We start from the raw sequence: 14930 nt of genomic DNA, 5'->3' as shown, positions 1-14930 counted from the left end.
GGCAAGTCTCTTACCTCGATTATAATGTAACCGTTTTCTCTACCTTTCCCGGCGCTTCCAATGTCTGCTGGTATAATGCTGGATCACCCAACACTTCCAGCGCCTTATCCAAAACATCATCTTCTTTCAAGCTGTTTATCAACTCGCCTTTCTGGAAATAATAACGTTTCATAATCTCGGAAGTCAACAGTTTCTTAATCTGATCCTTGTTGCGGTCGAAATCCCGATCCAAGTCCGGAGTCAGTTTAGCTTCCAAAGAATTGAAGAGGGTAGAATCATTATCCATGTAACCTTCAAACTTAGCCACTTCTTTCAAGTTCTTCAACAGCTTTTCACTCTGCCGGTCATAGGTGAAGTTCTTTTCTTTAGCATATTGCTTGAAAGCCTCAAAATCTTCATCCGTCACCTCGAAGTCTTCGGGCGGAGCGATTTTCTTATGTTTTTGGGACCATTCGGCGACAAAGTCCGTTAAGAGAAAGTCTGTCACCAAATAGAACATCATAGTCGGTGTTTCCGGTTCTTCTATTTTAAAGTCAGGGGTAATACCGCCTCCATCCCGAACGGGACGTCCTTTGGAAGTATAGAATACGGACGTCAGGCTATCTGGAATAGCCCCGACGCTACCATCTGCTTTCCGGTGCGAATAGTCCATCTGCTGGATACAACGGCCGCTAGGGATATAATATTTGCTCATCGTCACTTTCACACTTCCATTATAAGGAAGTTCACGGGGAGACTGCACAAGTCCCTTTCCGAAAGAACGCTGTCCGATCAACACAGCACGGTCCATATCCTGTAAAGAGCCCGAAACGATCTCGGCAGCAGAAGCAGAGGCTCCATTAATAAGGACAGCCATCGGCATCACCGTGTCGAGAGGTTCGCCCGGTGTCCGGTAAGTGCGGTCCCACTGGCTGATCTTCCCTTTTGTCGAAACCACTTCTTTCCCCTTCGGGACGAACATACCGACTATTTGCGTAGCGCTTTCCAACAAACCGCCGCCATTGTTACGCAAGTCCAGAATCAGTGATTTTATATGATGGTTCTTTTTCAAGTCTTCAAACGCATTTTTTACTTCCTGCGCACTCTTATCTGTAAAACCCTTCAAATAGATATAGCCTACGCTATCACCACGCACACCATAATAAGTAACCTGATTTTCCAAAATCTGCCTGCGCACCAGTTCCACTTCACGCGGTTTCTTGTCATACGGACTCTGTATCTTCAATACCATTTTCGTATTAGGGACACCTTTCAACAGGGCACTCACCTCATCCGAAGATTTGTCGGTCACATCCACCGTATCGATAGTCAGAATGCGGTCGCCCGCTTTCAATCCTGCCAAAGCAGCCGGCATCCCTTCAAACGGCTCGATAATATAGACACCGCCTTCTTTCCGTTCACGGATATAAGAACCGATACCGCCATATTCGCCGGTCGTCATGAATTTCAGTTTATCCATTTCCTGCTCCGGGTAGTATTCGGTATAAGGGTCCAAGCCGCCTAACATGGCATCGATACCCCGACGCACCGTTTTCTCGACGTCGACCGAATCCACATAAAACATTTCCACCTCTTTTACCAGAGCGTTAAAGATATCCAGGTTCTTACTGACCTCGAAACGATTGTCTTTCTGTGCCTGTCCGGGAATCACGCCTCCTAACAGAAGCAGCAAACTAAAAAGAACTATTATTTTCTCTCGTTGTTTATACATAGAATATTTAGTTAATTAACGACGTAAATGTATATAATAAACGCTTGTCAGGACAATATACTATTTACTTTTAACTTTATTTGTTCCCATTTATCATCCGGTATCTGCGCCCCGATGACATCAATTATGTAACCGGCCAAAAGCGATCCGATACGTGCCGACTGCTCCAAAGTCGCACCGACCGACTGTCCGTAAAGGAATCCGGCGGCAAAGTGGTCGCCGGCTCCCGTCGTGTCGACCGGTTTGCCGCCTTCCGCCGGAACAGCGATAACCTGTCCCTTGCTTCCCACCAGAGCGCCTTCTTTTCCTAAAGTGACTAAAGAAATCTCTACCTGTTCTGAAAGGACCTTGACCGCTTCGTGTGCTTTCAGCCCGGTAAAGGCTTCCGCTTCGCTTTCGTTGGAGAAAAGGATATCGACATATTCAGGGATAATATCGTCTAATAGCCCCCGGAAAGCATTCACGATATTGAAGTTAGATAGATCGAGGGCAACCTTCAATCCTAACTTTTTCGCTTTCTGCATAGTAGTGCGCACCAGTTCTTCGTTCACCAACAGATAACCTTCGATATAAATACATTGGTAAGCGGAAAGCATCTCTTCCGTTATCTCATCCGGCGTGATCGTCGGGGCCGGTCCGAGGAAGGTTCCCATCGTACGCTCGCCATCGGGAGAAATCAGAACCGTGCAGCTACCGGAAATACCGTCTGTCTTGGCAAAATAGGGAGAGACATTCGCTTTTTTCAAAGCCTCTTCATAATACTCACCTACAGAATCGGATCCGATCTTACCTATAAATCCTGCTTTTGCTCCCAAAATAGCCATCGCACGCATGGTATTGCATACTGAACCTCCCGGTGCCTGACTGCGTTCAAGGCCTTCCTGCGATTTACGGATTTTAATCATCTGCTCCTGGTTGATCATATCCATTGCGCCTTTCTGTATGCCTACTTCCGCCAGTACATCATCGTTCTCAAGCTTCAGCAGAACGTCTACCAAAGCGTTTCCTAATCCAATCGTATTCATTTTTTCTATTTTTTTTCGCAAAGATATTGCATATTTCAAAAAGAACCTCTACTTTTGCAGTGCAAATTCAGAAAGGGATTAATAAGTCCCGAACTGAAAGAAATAAATTCTTCCTTAGCTCAGTTGGTTAGAGCATCTGACTGTTAATCAGAGGGTCCTTGGTTCAAGTCCAAGAGGAAGAGCAAAAGACATCGGGAAAGACTGAAAAAGACATATTCTTCCTTAGCTCAGTTGGTTAGAGCATCTGACTGTTAATCAGAGGGTCCTTGGTTCAAGTCCAAGAGGAAGAGCGAAAAGACATCGGGAAAGACTGAAAAAGACATATTCTTCCTTAGCTCAGTTGGTTAGAGCATCTGACTGTTAATCAGAGGGTCCTTGGTTCAAGTCCAAGAGGAAGAGCGAAAGAGAGAGATACTTCACAAGAGTATCTCTTTTTTTATGCATGATTGGGACGATAACCTGATCGAATAATTGCCTGGCAGGTTATAGTCTTTTTACGTGTAATTATATTACCTTTGCATTATGGGAAAGAATAAATTAGCAAAGTTTGACGACATGGCGAGCTATCCCCATGTGTTCCAATATCCGTTTGCAACCCTTCAAGAGAAAGGATTTGAGCTAAAGGGGCACTGGCACGAACAGTTCTTTAAGAACGACAATCCGATCGTGCTTGAATTAGGCTGCGGAAAAGGAGAATATACGGTAGGTTTGGGAAAGTTATTTCCCAACAAAAATTTTATAGGAGTCGATATCAAGGGAGCCCGTATGTGGACAGGGGCGAAAGAATCGCTTGAGGCAGGTATGACGAACGTTGCCTTCCTCAGGACCAGTATCGAACTGATCGCCCATTTCTTTGCTGCCGGAGAGGTGGCCGAGATCTGGCTCACCTTCCCTGACCCGCAGATGAAGAAAGCGAACAAACGCCTTACCTCCACTCGCTTCATGAAGATGTACCGCGAGATACTGGCGGGAGACGGCATCATACATCTGAAAACAGACAGCAACTTCATGTACACCTACACCTGCGAGATGGTAAAAGCAAATCGCTATCCCGTACTGTTCAGCAACGACGATTTGTATCATTCGGGGCTGACAGACAACATTCTTTCTATCAAGACCTATTATGAACAGCAGTGGTTGGACCGCGGATTAACCATCAAATATATCAAGTTTGTCTGTGAAGAACGGGATGAACTGGTAGAACCGGAAGTGGAAATCGAATACGATCCGTATCGCAGTTTCAACCGGAGCAAACGGAGTGCGTTGGCTTCCGGCAAATAATTCATAAATCATAAATTATAAATCATACAACATGACACTCTATCCAAAGCTAATCATGGACGCACTGGCAAAGGTGCGTTACCCCGGCACAGGAAAAGACCTTGTGACAATGGGTATGGTAGAAGATAATATCCGGATCGACGGTAACAAAGTAAGCTTCTCGCTCCTTTTCGAAAAACCGAACGATCCGTTTATCAAATCGGTGGTAAAAGCTGCCGAGACGGCTATCCTTACTTACGTAGGAGAAGAAGTGGACATCAAGGGTAATATCACGGTTGACGCCAAGCAGGCGGCCCGTCCTGAACCAGACAAGCTGCTGCCGGAGGTAAAAAATATCATCGCCGTATCTTCCGGCAAGGGTGGCGTAGGCAAAAGTACAGTAGCGGCCAACTTGGCGGTAGCGCTGGCTTTGCAGGGTCACAAGGTCGGTTTACTGGATGCCGATATCTTCGGTCCTTCGCAGCCTAAGATGTTCAATGTAGAAGAAGCCCGTCCCTATATGGTGGAGGTGGGAGGCCGCGAACTGATCGAACCGGCTGCCAACTACGGCGTGAAGCTACTGTCCATCGGTTTTTTTGTCAATAAGGAAGACGCCGTCCTTTGGCGCGGCGCAATGGCAAGCAATGCCTTGAAACAGTTGATCGGCGACGCCAACTGGGGCGATCTGGACTATTTCCTGATCGACCTGCCACCGGGAACAAGCGATATCCACCTGACGATGGTACAGACATTGGCCATCACCGGCGCCATCGTTGTCAGCACACCGCAAGAAGTGGCGTTGGCAGATGCCCGCAAAGGGATCAGTATGTTTACAGGTGAGAAGATCAACGTACCAGTATTGGGACTGGTCGAGAACATGTCTTGGTTCACGCCTGCCGAGCTGCCAGAAAACAAATACTACCTGTTCGGCAAAGAAGGAGGCAAACGTCTGGCGGAAGAACTGAATATCCCGTTGCTAGGACAAATCCCCATCGTACAAAGCATTTGCGAAGGTGGAGACAGCGGAAAGCCAGTCGCCCTCAATCCGGACAGCATCACTGGCCAGGCATTCCAGAAGTTAGCCGAAAATGTCGTGAAACAGATCGATTACCGTAACGAACATTTGGATCCGACAAAGAGGGTTGTTGTTACCAAGAAGTAATAAGAGAGTGAGTAGGATGTGTCAAAAAGAAAGAGAAATCAATTCCTTGCCGGGGGATTAATCCCCCGGCAAAAGAGAGAGATAAATTTTGACACATCACCAAGAAATTGGACACAATCCTATCTTCTTATTATAAAGTATACCGTCTTAGGAAAGCGACCGTCCGATGTATTTCGGGATACATGATGATGTCTTCGCCAATGAAGGGAACCTCTTTGCGATAGGCTTTCAAGAATTTCTCCAAGATAGGGGAAGTACGCGCCGGACGACGGAACTCGATACCTTGTGCCGCATTCATCAGCTCGATCGCCAGGATATGATCCAAGTTGTCCATAATCTTAAAGAGCTTCGTCGCCGCATTGGCTCCCATACTCACATGGTCTTCCTGCCCGTTGCTGGACACGATCGAGTCGCTGCTGGCGGCATAACAGTACATCTTGTTCTGGCTTACCATGCTGGCTGCCGCATATTGCGGGATCATAAAGCCGGAATTCAGTCCGGGATTGGCAACCAGAAACTCAGGCAAGCCCCGAAGCCCCATGATCAACTGCGCGACACGGCGTTCGGAAATATTTCCCAACTCAGCCAACGCAATCGCAAGGAAATCGTAGGAGATCGCCAACGGCTGGCCGTGGAAATTACCTCCGGAGATGATCTTGTCCTCGTCAGGGAAGATCGTCGGGTTGTCCGTCACGGAATTGATCTCGGTAAGCAATACGCCGGAGACATACCGGATCGCATCTTTCGTCGCCCCGTGTACCTGCGGGATGCAGCGGAACGAATACGGGTCCTGCACATGCTCCTTCTTCCGGCTGATCAGTTCGCTGCCCTCCAGAATACGGCGGAAAGCATCGCCCGTCTCGATCTGTCCGGGATGCGGACGCATCTGCTGGATGCAATCCATAAAAGGATCGATCCGCCCGTCGAAGGCTTCGAGCGACAAGGCTGCAATCAGGTCCGCCCGCTTCGACACGGCAAAAGCACGCATCAGGGCAAACACGCCGTTGGCACTCATAAACTGCGTACCGTTCAGCAACGCCAATCCCTCTTTACTCATCAGGCGCACCGGCTTCCAGGCAAACTCGTCCAGGACACTGATTGCCTCCCTCTTCTTCCCTTTATAATACACATCTCCCACTCCGATAAGCGGAAGGAAAAGATTCGCCAACGGAGCCAGGTCGCCCGACGCACCAAGCGAACCACGGTCATAGACGATCGGGAGCACGTCATTATTAAAGAAATCAAGGATACGCTGCACCGTTATCACCTGCACGCCGCTATGCCCCAGCGACAAAGCATGCGCCTTCAACAGCATCATCAGGCGGACAATCACCGGGCTCACCTCATCCCCCACGCTACAGGCATGGCTTTTCACCAAATTCTCCTGCAAGGTGCTGAGTTCATCCGGCGAGATATTCTTATTACACAAGGAACCAAAGCCTGTCGTGATGCCGTAAAGCGGCTCGCTCTGTGTCTCGATCTTCCGGTCCAGATAATCGCGGCAACGCTGGATACGTTCCTTCACTTCCGGGGTCAGTTCCAACTTCATATTTCCGGTCAGTATCTCTTCGATACGTTCGAACGTCAGCGGTTCCGCCCCCACATAATGTACATTTCCCATAACGTTCTACTTTCAATTTTCAACTTTCAATTGCTCCTGCGTCCAATCCAGCAACTTCTTTTCTATCCGGATCGCTTCGGATTCGAGGAAATCCGCTTTCTCCGACATCCGTTTGACAAACGCTTCATCCTTTATGGATGTAAGATTGATACGGACATTCAGCAAAGCCCCTAACACACAAGTACGGGCCGTCATCATCGCCACACAGGCATCGGTCACGGCATTCCGGTTCCCTTTATGCGCCACATATATAATAGTCTCCATCACCGAGGCAATCTCTTCGGCCACTTCCATCGGGACCATAGCCGCCTGTTTCGTCGCGTCCTGGATCACCCGGCTGCGCTCGGCTTTTTCCTCCTCCGTTTCCTTCGGGAGTTTAAAGGCGGCAAACACACGGTCGTACGCTTCGCTGTCGCGGTCTATATCCCGGATCAGCCGTTCACGAATGATGGCTGCCTCCGTCGCGATTGTCCGCATCTGGCCTTCCACATCGGCATATTTCTTCTTACCGATCGTCAGGTTTGCCACCATCTCGGTAAGTGCCGTCGCAATAGCCCCGTTCAGAGCCGAGATACTTCCGCCCCCCGGAACAGGCGCGCTACCCGCCGTTTCTGCAAGAAATCCTTTGATTGTCAAATCTACAAGCATTGTGTCTATTATTTAAGATTAAACATTTTATCTTCATCCCGTCAAACGATATAAAGCACGCCGTCTTTGATAACCGTGTCCACGATATTCATTCCTATATGATAAGGAAGGAACTTATAAGAAGGGAATTTCAACAAGACCAAGTCCGCCTTCTTTCCGACATCGATGCTACCGACCTTCTTTTCCCGCCCTAACGCTGCCGCTCCGTTGATCGTAAGGGCGGTCAGGGCTTCTTCGGGAGTAAGTTTCATCTGGATGCAGGCCAGGGCGAACAACAACGGGATCGAACCGGAGAAGCAACTACCGGGGTTCAGGTCGGAAGCCAGTGCCACGGCGCAACCGGCATCTATCATCCGGCGTCCCGGAGCATAAGGTTCATTTAGCGAGAAAGCGGTAAGCGGAAGCAAAGTCGCGATCGTCCCCGAACGTGCCAGGCGTTTGATGCCGGTATCGGAGATATGCAACAGATGGTCGGCACTCACGGCTTTCAGGCGGGCTGCCAATTCGGCTCCTCCGAAAGAAACGATCTCATCGGCATGAAGTTTCAGTTTGAAACGCTGGCTGCGGGCTGCTTTCAACAAACGTTCGCTTTGTTCGACCGAGAAAACGCCTTGTTCGCAAAAGACATCGCAGAAGGTTACCGAATGTTCTGCACGCACATGGGGCAACACTCCTTCTATTATGTAATCGACATATGCGTCCGTACGCCCGGCAAACTCCGGCGGGACAGCATGTGCACCGAGGAAAGTAGAGACCACATCCAACGGGTGTTCGTCGTTCAACTCCTTCATGACACGAAGCTGGATCAGCTCGGTCGCCAAGTCAAGACCGTAACCACTCTTTCCTTCGACAGTAGTCACGCCCATATCCATCATAGCGTCGAGACGGTCGTATGCATCGCCGTACAGGTCATCATAGCTGGCGTTCCGGGTCGCATTCATCGTATTGACGATCCCGCCTCCCCTTTCCATGATCGACATATAGCTGTCTCCTTTCATCCGCCAAGAGAACTCCTCCTCTCGGTAACCACCGAAGACGAAGTGTGTATGGCTATCCACAAACCCTGGCAGAAGCGCACGTCCGGAAGCGTCTACTTCCAGATAATCTCCGACATCCACTTGCCGGAGGACCTCTTCAGTCGGTCCCACATGCGTGATAATACCATCCGACATAGCAACCGCCCCGTCCTCGATTATCCCGACATCGGACATAGCCTTCCCCTTCTTCGCTTCAAAACCAGAACAAGTCACCACCTGCGACGCATTCCGTATCAATATCTTTTCGTCTTCCATCGTCTATCCCATTATCCTGGTTTCCAATACCTGATCTATTGAAAAGTCTTCCAGTCCCAAATAGTAAGAAGCCGTATCAATCAACGCCTCCATCGGAACCAACCCAATAATCTCGCTTCCGACGACTGGGACACCATAGCGACGTGCCTCAATGCGTACCAGCTCGAAAGCGCGATAAAGGGCGGTGCGGGTATAATCGGTCATATTGATCGAAACCTGCACGATGCCGCGTTCTTTCAGTTCCACTCCCATCGCCTTGCAGTAGCGGAGCCCGCCACCTATGAAGCGGATCTTTTTGGCGATACTGCTCGCGATCTCCAGGTTCGCCGTGCCCAAATTGACGTTATAAGCCACCAGCGGCATACGGGCGCCGATCGCCACTGTCCCTGCCGACGGATGCCGTTCGGCAGGCCCGAAGTCAGGTTTCCATTCCGGCTGCTTGATCTTTGCTTCCATACCCTCAAACTCTCCTTTGCGGATCGCCGCCAAGTTTTCTCGGTGTGGAGCCGAAGCCGACTTCTCATACAGGAAGACCGGCACTCGATAGAGAGCAGCCACCTTCTCGCCCACTTCTTTGGAGAGCGCAATCGCCTCATCCATCGTACACCCTCTGATCGGGATAAAAGGAACGACATCGACCGCTCCCATCCGAGGATGCTGCCCGGAGTGTTTCGTGAGGTCTATCAGTTCCACTGCCTGCCCGATAGCTTCGAGCAGCGCGTCTTTCAAGGCTTCCGGTTCACCGACTACCGTCACGACCAGTCGGTTATGATCTTCGTCATTACTGTAATCCAACAGCTTTACACCGGCTTTGGCACGAAATTTATCTACTATCTTTTCTATTTTCGCTAAATCCCTTCCCTCACTGAAATTGGGGACACATTCCATTATCTTATTCCATGTACTCATACTTTGCGTTTTAAAGAGGTACGTATACTATTTTGAATTAAATCTTCTTTCGGAATAAAAGGCAACGTGATATGATACCAATCGCCATAGCTTTCGTTAAAGGCCGCACTGGTGGACATGGCATTCGGATTCCTGGCCCAGGAACGGCGTGCCACTCCTCCCATCACATCCCAGAGCATGGCGGAACGAAGGATTTCGTCCACCCGTTCGCTTCCATCCAGCACCATACCGAAACCACCGTTTACCGCTTTCCCGATACCGACTCCGCCGCCATTATGAAGGGCAACAAGGCTCATACCCCGTGCCGCATTTCCGGCAAAACACTGGACAGCCATATCGGCCATGACGTTACTTCCGTCATAAATATTGGACGTTTCGCGGAAAGGCGAATCCGTCCCACTCACATCATGATGGTCACGTCCGAGCATGATCGGCCCGACTTCACCGTTTCGCACCATGCGGTTGAAGCGGAGCGCGATATTCAATCTTCCTTCCGCATCCTGGTAGAGAATGCGCGCCTCGGTACCGACAACAAGCCGGTTTGTCTCGGCATCGCGAATCCAGTTGTAGTTATCCCTGTCCTGCCCGCGCCGGTTCGGATCGATGCAATCCATAGCTGCTTGGTCGGTCTTTACCAGATCTTCATGTTTCCCACTCAGACATACCCAGCGGAAAGGCCCGTAACCATAGTCGAAAAGTTCCGGCCCCATAATGTCCTCGACATAGGAAGGCCAGATGAAACCGTCTTTCTCATCGACTCCGTTCCGGGAAATTTCCTTTACACCGGCATCGTAGATGGCTTTCATAAACGAGTTTCCGTAGTCGAAGAAGTAAGTGCCGCGAGCCACAAGCTTCTTGATTACCTCGAAATGACGGTGCAGGGACTGATCGACCAACGAGCAGAACCGGTCCATATCGTGAGAAAGAAGTTCCGTACGCTCGGCAAAGGAGATGCCGACAGGACAGTAACCACCTTCATAGACGGCATGACAGGAAGTTTGGTCACTCAGCAGATCGATCCGGATCACCTGCGTCTCGGCATACTCTAACAAGTCTACTATATTGCCATGATAAGCGATCGAAATCGGTTCCCTTACCTGCATAGCCTCCTGCGCCATACGGAATGCCTCTGCTTTATCTTCAGTCACATGCTGAACCCAACCTTGCGAATGGCGGGTCTGGATGCGGGAACTGTCCACTTCTGCAATGATACTGGCAGCACCGGCTATAACGGCCGCTTTCGGTTGTGCCCCACTCATTCCTCCGAGACCGGAGGAGACAAAGAGATGCCCACGCAAATCCTGATCCTGCGGAATGCCTAATTTCTTCCGCCCGGCATTCAATAAGGTATTGAACGTCCCGTGCACGATCCCCTGCGGACCGATATACATCCAGCCGCCGGCGGTCATCTGTCCGTAATTAGCGACACCCATCTGGGCGGCTATATGCCAGTCTTTCTGATTGTCGAACAAGCCGACCATCATGGAATTGGTAATAATCACACGGGGTGCATCCGGCTTGGAACGGAACAGTCCCAACGGATGTCCGGACTCGATCACGAGTGTCTGCTCGCTCGTCAGTATTTCGAGATATTGCTTGATCAGGCGATACTGCATCCAGTTCTGGCAAACCTGCCCGGTTTCGCCATACGTGACCAGTTCGTATGGATAGAGAGCGATATCGAAACTGAGATTGTTGTCGATCATCACCTGAAAAGCCTTTCCCTCCAGACATTGCCCTTTATATTGGTCGACCGGCTTAGCTTTCAAGTCTCCTTCCGGCCGGTAACGGTATCCGTAAATGCGGCCGCGAGTCATCAACTCTTCCATAAACTCCGGAGCCAGCACTTCATGCAACTCTTCGGGAATGTAACGGAGCGCATTCTTCAAGGCCGTTTCTGTTTGTGCAGGCGTAAGTGAATAGCCGCGATCAGGAGCGCGGCGGATACCGGGAACAAAAGATGGGTAAACCGGCAATTGGTTACTTAGGCGTACTTCCATAACATGATATTTTAAGGTGTTTTCTTACAATCTGTAAGTAAATAGCAGAAGTAAGAGGCGTACAAGATAAGCATTCTCTTTCATCTTGCCAACCGGCACAATTATGTTTAGAAGCACAAAAAGGGCCATTCCCTTAACCAGGAACAGCCCTTTTCTATCGGATTAAAATCTATTCTTATTTACCAGCTTCAGCAGCTGCTTTCTTATTGATCTTCTTCTTCTGCAATTCGTAAGCGATAGGAGTTGCCACGAACAGAGTAGAATATGTACCGATAATGATACCTAACAAGATAGCGAACGTAAAGCTACGGATCGTCGCACCACCCAGGATGAAGATACACAATACAACTACCAATGTAGTTAATGATGTATTGAAGGTACGGGATAAAGTCGAGTTCAATGCATCGTTGATCACCTGATAACGATCACGCTTCGGATACAGACCGATCGTTTCACGGATACGGTCGAACACAACCACGGTATCGTTGATAGAGTAACCGATGATGGTCAGGATAGCCGCGATAAAGGTCTGGTCGACTTCCATAGAGAACGGCAATACCTTCCAAAGCAATGTGTAGAATGAAATAATACACAAAGTCGTGACAGCTACAGAAGCGAATGCACCGACAGAGAATGAGATGTCGCGGAAACGAAGCAAGATATAAGCCGCCATACAGAACATGGCAAATACAACTGCGAGAAACGCAGCGTTCTTGATATCGTCTGCCATACTCGGTCCTACCTTCTGTGAGCTCTGGATATACTGATCCGTGAACTGAGCCAAAGTCGTTCCTTCCGGAAGCAATGACTTGACACCTTCAAACAATTTATTTTCGATTTCCTGGTCGATAGCCGGATCATTGTCTTCAATCTTATAGTTGGTAGATACACGAACCTGGTCGGGAGTACCGATCTGGATAACGCTAACAGAACCATCCAACTGCGCATCCAACAGATTACGGACTTCGTCAGTCTTCACATCCTGGGCGAAACGGATCACATAGTTACGTCCACCGGTGAAATCGATACCGTTGTTCAAACCGATAGTAGACATGGAGATCGCACCCAAAACGATAATACCGGCCGGAATCAGATACCCAACCTTACGGGCTGCCAAGAAGTTGATCTTCGGATTCGTCAATAAATCTTTCGTAATAGAAGTCGTAAAGGTTACGTTCTTCAGTTTATCTTTAGCCAGCAATGCTTCATAGACGATACGAGTCAGGAAGACTGCCGTCAGGAAGGACGCGAACAAACCGATAATCATCGTCGTGGCAAAACCACGGATAGGACCCGTACCGAAATAGAACAATACGACACCAGTGATGATGGAAGTCAAGTTCGAGTCGAAGATTGCAGAAAATGCATTGCTGTAACCATCGGCAATTGCTTTGTTCAACGATTTACCGGCACGAAGTTCCTCTTTCGTACGTTCGTAGATCAACACGTTGGCATCGACAGCCATACCCAGCGTCAACACCATACCGGCAATACCCGGCAACGTAAGGACTGCCTGGAAGGATGCAAGGATACCCATTGTGAAAAAGATGTTCAATACCAAAGCACCGTCGGCGATCAAGCCCGGAAGAACTCCGTAGAAGGCACACATGTAGAACATCAACAGGATCAAAGCCAAAACAAATGAGATAACACCGGAATTGATAGCTTCCTGACCCAAAGACGGGCCGACAACGTCTTCCTGTACGATATGTACGGAAGCAGCCATTTTACCGGATTTCAACACGTTAGCCAAGTCCTTTGCCTCTTCCGGAGTGAAGTGGCCTGTGATCTGAGAACGTCCGCCTGTGATTTCCACCTGCACGTTAGGAGCTGAATAAACCATATCGTCGAGAACGATAGCAACCGCTTTACCGATATTTTCTTTTGTCAGGCGAGCCCATGCTTTAGCCCCTTCTGCGTTCATAGTCATGCTAACCTGCTGTTCTGAACGGCCTGCCTGCTGAACGAAGTCTGCATTAGCATCCGTTACAACGTCACCTCCCAAAGCAGGCGTTCCGTCGCGGTTCGTCATCTTGATTGCATACAAGTAGAAATATTGTTCTTTTTCATCGATAGCCTTTACGCCCCATTTCAAAGAAAGGTTACGCGGCAGGATATCTTTTACCTGCTTCATGTTCAAGTATTCGTTGATCTTGGCAATATCTTTCTTATCGGCAATACCGACAACCGGTCCGGGAGCCAACTGTCCGTTATACTGGTTGATCTGCAGAACGGCGAACAACGGATGTTGCTTTGCGAATTCTTCCATGCTCTTGGCTGCCTGTGCTTCAGGCTTGTCTTCACCGATCTTAGCCAGCAGAGAATCTGCGTCGTTGGTTGTTTCGGCAGCAGCATTGTCGGCAACTACTTCTTCCGTTGCTTCGATAGCCGTAGTATCCGAACCTACAGCAGCAGTATCGTCCGATTTCAGGATTGTAGCCAACATATTATCGGCGGCAACCAACTGCTGGTAGATTTCCGGCAAGTTGTATGTTTCCCAGAATTCGAGGTTGGCACTACCCTGTAATAATTTACGCACACGTTCCGGTTCTTTCACACCCGGAAGTTCAACCAGAATACGACCGGCAGTTTCCAGACGCTGGATGTTCGGAGACACCACGCCGAAACGGTCGATACGGGTACGCAATACGTTAAATGAATTATCGATTGCACTCTTCAGTTCTTCCTTCAACACGGCGATTACCTGTGCGTCCGAGCTCTGCGGAGTGATTTTGTCTTTCAATTCGAAAGTACTGAAAATAGCGGATAAACGGGCGCCATTATCTAACTTCTTATACTCTTCTGCAAATAGATCAATAAAGTCCTTCTGACTTGTAACCTGATTTTCATAAGCCAGGTCCAATGCTTTATTGAAGTTCTCGTCCTGATTGTTGTTCGAAAGCGAGCGAATCACATCGGCCACATTCAATTCCAGAACGACGTTCATACCGCCCTTCAAGTCAAGCCCTAAACTGATTTCCATTTCACGGCACTCCTTGAGCGTATAGCCCAACCATACCTTCTGAGTAGATAACGAGTCCAAATAAGAACTCTCTTTTACCGGATCTCCACCTGCATACTCAGCGGCTTTACTGTTGTAATGTCTTGTCACGAACGAGAATGACAGATAAAACATACAGACAAGCGTAAGTAACACCGCAAAGACCTTTACAAATCCTTTGTTTTGCATTTGAATCTTATGTTTATGTTATTATTCGTTTTTTCACAGGGTGCAAATATAGGCTTTTTTTCTTTGTCCAACAGTAATTAGATTAATTTATTTGTCACACTCTTAGTTTATT

General features: G+C 48.8%; 10 protein-coding genes and 3 tRNA genes. 5 read left to right on the top strand and 8 right to left on the bottom strand.

Annotated elements, in window-relative coordinates; translation table 11 throughout:
• Positions 1 to 19: 19 nt before the first annotated feature.
• Both KTG12_RS12460 and KTG12_RS12455 read right to left on the bottom strand, forming a co-directional pair.
• Positions 20 to 1711, bottom strand: a complete 1692-nt coding sequence (locus KTG12_RS12460) for a S41 family peptidase (protein WP_138272834.1) — start codon at positions 1709 to 1711, stop codon at positions 20 to 22.
• Between the two features lie 47 nt (positions 1712 to 1758).
• Positions 1759 to 2736, bottom strand: coding sequence for an adenosine kinase (locus KTG12_RS12455; protein WP_005637436.1), 978 nt, complete (start codon positions 2734 to 2736; stop codon positions 1759 to 1761).
• A gap of 108 nt (positions 2737 to 2844) precedes the next feature.
• Between KTG12_RS12455 and KTG12_RS12450 the strand changes: the two genes are divergently transcribed.
• The 5 genes from KTG12_RS12450 (at position 2845) to KTG12_RS12430 (ending at position 5158) form a co-directional block, all read left to right on the top strand.
• Positions 2845 to 2918, top strand: a tRNA-Asn gene (locus KTG12_RS12450).
• Positions 2919 to 2952: 34 nt separating this feature from the next.
• A tRNA-Asn gene (locus KTG12_RS12445) sits at positions 2953 to 3026 on the top strand.
• A gap of 35 nt (positions 3027 to 3061) precedes the next feature.
• Positions 3062 to 3135, top strand: a tRNA-Asn gene (locus KTG12_RS12440).
• A 123-nt stretch (positions 3136 to 3258) separates the two neighbouring features.
• Positions 3259 to 4017 carry a tRNA (guanosine(46)-N7)-methyltransferase TrmB gene (gene trmB, locus KTG12_RS12435; protein WP_005637438.1) on the top strand — a complete coding sequence of 253 codons (759 nt, stop codon included), beginning with the start codon at positions 3259 to 3261 and terminating at the stop codon, positions 4015 to 4017.
• 31 nt (positions 4018 to 4048) lie between these two features.
• The gene (locus tag KTG12_RS12430) at positions 4049 to 5158 is read left to right on the top strand and encodes an Mrp/NBP35 family ATP-binding protein (RefSeq protein WP_005650530.1); all 1110 of its coding nucleotides are present in this window, start codon (positions 4049 to 4051) and stop codon (positions 5156 to 5158) included.
• Positions 5159 to 5288: 130 nt separating this feature from the next.
• On the opposite strand, the gene hutH is transcribed toward KTG12_RS12430, so the two are convergent.
• The 6 genes from hutH to secDF form a co-directional block, all read right to left on the bottom strand.
• Positions 5289 to 6779: a histidine ammonia-lyase gene (gene hutH, locus KTG12_RS12425; protein WP_005637447.1), complete on the bottom strand. Its 1491-nt coding sequence runs from the start codon at positions 6777 to 6779 to the stop codon at positions 5289 to 5291.
• A 12-nt stretch (positions 6780 to 6791) separates the two neighbouring features.
• A complete protein-coding gene (locus KTG12_RS12420; RefSeq protein WP_005637450.1) occupies positions 6792 to 7427 on the bottom strand; it encodes a cyclodeaminase/cyclohydrolase family protein in 636 nt (211 codons plus the stop codon).
• A gap of 41 nt (positions 7428 to 7468) precedes the next feature.
• Positions 7469 to 8719, bottom strand: coding sequence for an imidazolonepropionase (gene hutI / locus KTG12_RS12415; RefSeq protein ID WP_046452458.1), 1251 nt, complete (start codon positions 8717 to 8719; stop codon positions 7469 to 7471).
• A gap of 3 nt (positions 8720 to 8722) precedes the next feature.
• Positions 8723 to 9628, bottom strand: a complete 906-nt coding sequence (ftcD, locus tag KTG12_RS12410) for a glutamate formimidoyltransferase (protein ID WP_046452459.1) — start codon at positions 9626 to 9628, stop codon at positions 8723 to 8725.
• Positions 9625 to 11628: a urocanate hydratase gene (locus KTG12_RS12405; RefSeq protein WP_138272833.1), complete on the bottom strand. Its 2004-nt coding sequence runs from the start codon at positions 11626 to 11628 to the stop codon at positions 9625 to 9627. Before KTG12_RS12405 ends, ftcD begins: the two co-directional genes overlap by 4 nt.
• A 175-nt stretch (positions 11629 to 11803) precedes the next feature.
• Positions 11804 to 14818: a protein translocase subunit SecDF gene (gene secDF, locus KTG12_RS12400; protein ID WP_122342766.1), complete on the bottom strand. Its 3015-nt coding sequence runs from the start codon at positions 14816 to 14818 to the stop codon at positions 11804 to 11806.
• Between the last annotated feature and the right edge of the window lie 112 nt (positions 14819 to 14930).

Origin of the sequence: Parabacteroides sp. MSK.9.14, from assembly GCF_019041495.1 — a bacterium.
Lineage (GTDB): Bacteria > Bacteroidota > Bacteroidia > Bacteroidales > Tannerellaceae > Parabacteroides > Parabacteroides merdae.
This window is presented reverse-complemented; position numbering and strand designations above follow the sequence as displayed.

Coding starts and splice junctions, on each gene's coding strand:
- KTG12_RS12460 (WP_138272834.1), bottom strand. CDS start 1,711: ATGTATAAACAACGAGAGAAAATAATAGTTCTTTTTAGTTTGCTGCTT.
- KTG12_RS12455 (WP_005637436.1), bottom strand. CDS start 2,736: ATGAATACGATTGGATTAGGAAACGCTTTGGTAGACGTTCTGCTGAAG.
- trmB (WP_005637438.1), top strand. CDS start 3,259: ATGGGAAAGAATAAATTAGCAAAGTTTGACGACATGGCGAGCTATCCC.
- KTG12_RS12430 (WP_005650530.1), top strand. CDS start 4,049: ATGACACTCTATCCAAAGCTAATCATGGACGCACTGGCAAAGGTGCGT.
- hutH (WP_005637447.1), bottom strand. CDS start 6,779: ATGGGAAATGTACATTATGTGGGGGCGGAACCGCTGACGTTCGAACGT.
- KTG12_RS12420 (WP_005637450.1), bottom strand. CDS start 7,427: ATGCTTGTAGATTTGACAATCAAAGGATTTCTTGCAGAAACGGCGGGT.
- hutI (WP_046452458.1), bottom strand. CDS start 8,719: ATGGAAGACGAAAAGATATTGATACGGAATGCGTCGCAGGTGGTGACT.
- ftcD (WP_046452459.1), bottom strand. CDS start 9,628: ATGAGTACATGGAATAAGATAATGGAATGTGTCCCCAATTTCAGTGAG.
- KTG12_RS12405 (WP_138272833.1), bottom strand. CDS start 11,628: ATGGAAGTACGCCTAAGTAACCAATTGCCGGTTTACCCATCTTTTGTT.
- secDF (WP_122342766.1), bottom strand. CDS start 14,818: ATGCAAAACAAAGGATTTGTAAAGGTCTTTGCGGTGTTACTTACGCTT.